The following is a 5,003-nucleotide window of genomic DNA, read 5'->3' as shown; positions in this document are numbered from 1 at the left end:
TCGCCGCAGGGAAATAAAACGATTTATGCATGGCGTTTCCCCGAGACCAATTTAAGTACCTACACGCAACTCATTGTGCAGGAATCGCAGGAGGCGGTATTATTCTCAAAAGGACAGATTGTTGGCAAGTTTGGCCCTGGGAAACATACATTAAACACTGAAAACCTGCCTGTTTTACGCAACCTATTCGGAATTCCTTTCGGCGGAAAAAATCCTTTTACGGCAGAAGTGTGGTTTGTCAATAAAACCACACCGTATAACATTGATTGGGAAACCAGTAGTATGTCAATGCATGATCCGGACTATAATACGCAACTTCCGCTTGTCTCAAAAGGACGTTACGGTTTGAAAATTACCGCTGCCGAGAAATTCCTGGTCAAAATCGTCGGAACAAAATCCGAATTTACACAGGACGATTTGACCGATCAGTTCCTGGGCGAATTTTCTACGAAAACAAAATCCACCATTCTGCAATTTATGCTTAAACACAGGATCGGTTTTAAGTCCATTTCCGCCTACTTAGACCAACTTTCCGAATTTTTGAAGGGTACAATGGCTGCATTTTGGGAAAATATAGGCCTGGATCTGACACAATTCTATATCACAAGCATTGATATCGATACTTTGACTGAAAGCGGCAGGCGAGTAGCAGATGCAATCGCACAGCAAAGTTCGATGTCGATTACAGGACATACCTGGCAACAGGAACAGATGTTTAATACAGCCAATAATGCAGTGGATAATTTTGGCAACGGTAACGGTAGCCTTATCGGCGGTTTAATGGCAATGAATATGATGGGAGGAATGGGAGGCGGAGGTAGTGCCGGTGCCGGAATGATGCAGCCGCAGTATAACCAGCCTGCTTTTGGCGGAAATAATCAGGATTTTCAAGGACAACCAATTCAAAAGGAACAACAGGTAAAAATGGTTTTCTGTTCAAATTGTGCTAAAAAGTTTCCAAACACAGCCCGGTTTTGTCCGCACTGCGGCGACTCCTACGATCCTTGCCCTAAGTGTGGAACGGACAATGCACGAAACGCAAAGCGCTGTGTCAGTTGCGGAACACCGTTAACAGGCAGTGGCGAAGGCGGGAATGTCTGCCCCAGTTGCAATGCGCCGATGCAAACGGGAGCAACTTTCTGTGGAAACTGTGGTAAACAGGTTTCTTCGGGTGATAATTGCAGCCGTTGCGGAACAGCATTGGCACCAGGCGTAAAGTTCTGTCCGAAATGCGGGAATAAGAGATAATTAAGAATTCGAATTAAAAAATCACAAATACCATGACTATAAAAAATATCCTTTCGTGGTTATTATTGCTTTTTGGTGAAGGAATCATTATAACGGCGTTTATCCTTTTTAAAGGCGAACCCCCAACAGATATTCTTATTTTGAATATTACAACCGGCTCACTCGTTTACGGGCTGTTTACTTTTAATTACCGTACACCTTGGATCAATCTGAAGGACAAATCGCAAAAACAGGTTGGAGCTTTGGGGATAAATTGGCTTATAACCTGGTCTTATGCCATTTTTGCAGCCGGATTGATTGTAATCGGCTATTTTGTACCTGAACTCACTTTTACCATTCAACTGTTTATCCACCTTGCGTTCTTATTTTTCCTGTTTTTGTGGCTCTTGCTTTCCCGTCACTCTGTCGACAAAGTAGCAGAAGTTTATATGCAGGAAACGCAAAACTATAACGAAATTAACGAAATGAAATCTGCGATGAGGCGCTTGAAAGACAAAATGAATGATTTGCCGGAATTACCCGGAAGCTTTACAAACCGCATTAATTCGCTCGAAGAAGGGTTACGCTTTATTTCTCCTGCAAATAACGAGGAAGCGTACAATTTAGAACGTTCTTTTACGAATATTGTGAGCGATATTTCTTCTGCAATTCATAATTATTCAATGAATGAGGCGGAAATAGAAAACAATCTCAAAAACCTTGAAAGAATTTATCAAAACAGAAAAAATACATATTCAAATTAAATCAAATAAACAATGACAGGTAAAATTTTCCCCGAATCGGGTAATATCTATCAAGACCAAGCGAAGATATTATTCAATTATTATAGCCGAGCGGCTGAAAAGATCGTAACCGAAGAGGAACGGTTAGAACACGAAATTGTGGTTTTGGAAGAAGAAAAGGTAATTTTGAAAGAACAGATTTCCGGTTTGTGGGTATGGTTCCTGACCATTATACTGTTCTTTATTTATTTCATAAAAAAGAACGGTCTGGAAAAAGAAATTGCAGAAAAAGACAGCCGTATTGCCGAATTTGAAAAGCAACACGCTGAAATTTTCCGCGATTACAAAATGAGTAAGCTTGGCGTGGCATATGTTCCCGTTGCCGACCAAATCAAGTATGAAGATAAAAGCTTTATTGTAGATTATACCGGCAAGGTTGATGAATCGGAAGTTACACTGCAACTCTCGCGTCAAAACGATTTGCTGATAGAGACTATTGCCGATCTGGAAAACCTCTCCTCCGAAGCGCCGATCGTTGAAACCTCCAATGAAACAGAAACGATTGAAACAGACGATTATTCCACTTCTATCCAGGAAATCAACCAGCACGATTATTTTGGAAAGCTGGAACGCTCGCTACGTACAATTTCTTACTGTATGGATGACCTTGACACTACTTCGGTATCGCTTCCGCTGGTTGCCGGGAAAAGTGAGTATTTACAGTTCCTGGATGAATTTGCGACTACGGAACTGCCTGTAAATGCTCCGGTTATCAATGTATTCGATAAAGGAAAATATACAGGAAGTATCAATAAATTTCAGGAACTCAATAAATTAAAAGATTCTTTATCGAATAAAACACAGCAGTTTGAAGATGTATTGAAAGGCTTAATGATTACGATGGCAAACTCCGTGCAGGCGATTTCCGCATTGAAAGTTGCTTCTACAGACAAGATTGTTTTCGAATCGAACAAAGTACTATATCAAATCCTCAAATCTCCATATAATCATTACTCGCCTATACTTGAACACGAAGAAATCGAACGTATCCGGAATGAGAAGTTTGATTATAGTGAATCAGTCCAGGGTTACGAGCCGTTCCAGCTTAAACTGAGTTCGCGGGTTCGCTACAACCTGCTTTCGGGTATGTGGACGGCAGAAGACGGCAGCACAATCAACCTGCCTTTTGGCGTACACCAGATTTATGAAGAAATCGTTGCGCCCGTAGTACAAAACCTGATGAATGAAAACCGCATTGAACGCCTGAAAATCTATAACCATATCAAAGACCAGAAAATTAATTATCTCAACAAGTGGCATCAGGATACCGATGCGTTCTATCGTGCCAACCGTGCCGAAAGCGCTGATATTATTAATTTGATGCAGGCAAGTTTACGTGAGTATGTTGCCGCTTACAATACTTTGATATCGTTACAGCGTACCGAAGACAGTATGGTACAGTCGAACGGTTCGCTTGATTCTACTGTTGTCGATGTAGTTGACAATACAACCGAAACGCTTGCCGCTTTCGAATTGCAATCTAATGAATTTAAAAATACGCAGGCAAATTTCGAGGAATATATGGAGCGCCTCAAAGAAGATATTGATCAAAAAGCTGAGAAATTTGGCCATATCGAATACTTCGACGCCAAACTGCGGGATGGACATTCGAACGAAGTTGCCGTCGCCACAAGCGAAATCCACGATTTAGATGCCCGCCGCAAACCGCTTGCTCTTGTAAATCCGTTGTTTGCAAAAACGTCCGAACTACCGCCTTCTCCAAATATTGAAGATATTACTTTTGAGCATATTTCTTTGAATCTGCCAGTTATTGCTAAAAATGTGTTGGAAAACCTGAAAGATGACAATTTGCAGACGGAAAACGAAATTTCACAATCTGAATTTGACACAACAGGAAGCGCAACGGATTTTGAAAAGGATACTTCTGATGAAAATTCTGAAATTCAGGAAAATAATAGTGTGGAAACGGGACAGGAAGGACAAGGAAGATATCAGTATTCCGCAGAAGAATTATATGGTTTCCCCGACGATGTATTACAGCAAATAATGGATGAAATGGGCATGGAATACAATGCTGAAGATTTTGAGCGCGAGAAAGCAATTATTGATATCCTTGAATCCCAAGGCGAATTTAATAACGAATAAGGAGGGACAACTATGGCTTCATATATCGATTGTGTAGTAGACACCAACCCGATGGCACAGGAAATAAGCACTGTGTCCAATCACATTAAAGGAACTACAACTGCTGTTGTAGCAATGCAAACTGCCGTTGTGTTAGCAGAGCAAAAGGCTGCCGACCATGTTTGCGATAATGTAAACAAAGGCTTTTATACTTTGATCCGTTCTCAGATTTCGCAGAAAATAGCCAAACTGCAAAGCGAAGTAGACTCACATTTAATGCATCTCAATCAGCAGCGTAAACAACTTTTGTCTGTCAAAAGCAGGATGGAGCACGATTATAACATGATTTCGGGCCGTTACCTGAAACTTTTCAACGGGCTTAACCAAAACCTGAAACAGCGGGTCTTGGAACTCGACAGACCTATGATTGACTTTGCCGTAAAAGAAGTGGAAAAAGTATCGAACAGAACCAAATACCTGGCAGCAACCGTCCCTGTTTCGCAGTTGGAGTCATTAGCGGCAAGCCAGAAAATTATTGCCTCGAATGTAAAATTCCGGGGTTTGAAGCTTATCAATTCAATGAGCAACTTCCTTGCCGATATGTCGGAACAGAAGAAATTGACTGACCGTATTTTGGTGGAAAAAGTAAACGCGGTTGAAAATTCCATATTGTTCATTCCTGTTCTTATCAGCGAATGTAATTTTGATAAGTACGGCAACGAAGATATCGATGTTGCGGTTAATAATGTTCAATTAAGCCAGCAGGCGCAGGCGGTTGTAAAAAATGCCGTTAATCATCATATTGAAAACCTGCAATGGCAGCCAGTAAAAGAAATAGACAAAGAAGTAAGAAGCGAATTCAGCAAATTGCTTTCATCAGCCAATACT

4 protein-coding genes are annotated in these 5,003 nt (G+C 41.0%); all 4 read left to right on the top strand.

Annotated features, from left to right (window positions below):
- Positions 1 to 1,248, top strand: a 1,248-nt coding sequence (locus ACFO6W_RS26465) for an SPFH domain-containing protein (RefSeq protein WP_380002198.1), incomplete at its 5' end; no start/stop codon positions are given.
- A gap of 32 nt (positions 1,249 to 1,280) precedes the next feature.
- Positions 1,281 to 1,991, top strand: coding sequence for a hypothetical protein (locus ACFO6W_RS26460; protein WP_380002196.1), 711 nt, complete (start codon positions 1,281 to 1,283; stop codon positions 1,989 to 1,991).
- Positions 1,992 to 2,003: 12 nt separating this feature from the next.
- Positions 2,004 to 4,136 (top strand): hypothetical protein, encoded by a 2,133-nt coding sequence (locus ACFO6W_RS26455; protein WP_380002194.1) that lies wholly within the window; start codon positions 2,004 to 2,006, stop codon positions 4,134 to 4,136.
- Between the two features lie 12 nt (positions 4,137 to 4,148).
- Positions 4,149 to 5,003: hypothetical protein (locus ACFO6W_RS26450; protein WP_380002192.1), on the top strand; the 855-nt coding region annotated here is incomplete at its 3' end.

This window comes from Dysgonomonas termitidis (assembly GCF_042654545.1).
Classification (GTDB): domain Bacteria; phylum Bacteroidota; class Bacteroidia; order Bacteroidales; family Dysgonomonadaceae; genus Dysgonomonas; species Dysgonomonas termitidis.
Note: the sequence above shows the minus strand (reverse complement) of the source record. Positions and strands in the feature narration are given on the sequence as shown.